This is a genomic window from Shigella sp. SIG6 (assembly GCF_053555815.1).
On sequence record NZ_JBQZXC010000292.1, the window covers coordinates 1 to 705 of the forward strand.

The 705-nt window shown below is 48.8% G+C and carries 1 protein-coding gene; it reads left to right on the top strand.

Annotation, left to right across the window (positions count from 1 at the left end; genetic code table 11):
- The coding region (locus ACUU1M_RS20435) for a tyrosine-type recombinase/integrase (RefSeq protein WP_449144788.1) at window positions 1-705 on the top strand (705 nt) is incomplete at both ends.

Here is a 705-nt window from a genome sequence, read left to right on the forward strand (position 1 = left end):
GGTGGAGAACTCCATGACGGTCGCCCAGTGTCTCGACTACTGGTTCGACAACTACGTCTCTACAACTCTCAGAGAAAAGACCCAGGCACTTTATCGATCAACGGTTATGAAGCGCATGCATGACGCCTTCCCTAATCGTCCGGCATCTTCTATCACGGTTAAGCAATGGGTTGACCTGCTTACCGAAGAAGAAAAAGATAATCCACGCCGAGCAAGGCAGGTGCTAAGTCAACTAAGATCAGCAATTAGTTGGTGCATGCGGCGTCAGTTGATAGATAGTTGCGCAATTATGAGCATCCAGCCAAGGGACTTCGGCTCCCGCGCTGAGGTAGGGGATCGGGTACTGTCGTATCACGAACTGGCTAAGATTTGGCTTGCTATTGAAAGAAGCCGTGCGTCTACGTCAAATAAGCTCCTTCATCAGATGCTTATGCTGTGGGGGGCGAGGCTCTCAGAGCTTAGGCTGGCAACAAAGACAGAATTTGACCTGCTGGACAACGTATGGACCGTACCGAAAGAGCATAGCAAGATGGGTAATGTTATCCGCCGTCCAATCTTCGAACAAATTAAGCCTTTTCTCGAAAAGGCCATGACAACGTACAATGATGTTCTTTTCCCTGGAGAAGACATAAACAAACCGATCAGCATCGCTGCAGCCAACCGATTCGTAAATAGAATAAGGGGAGGGATGGATCTAGGTTACTG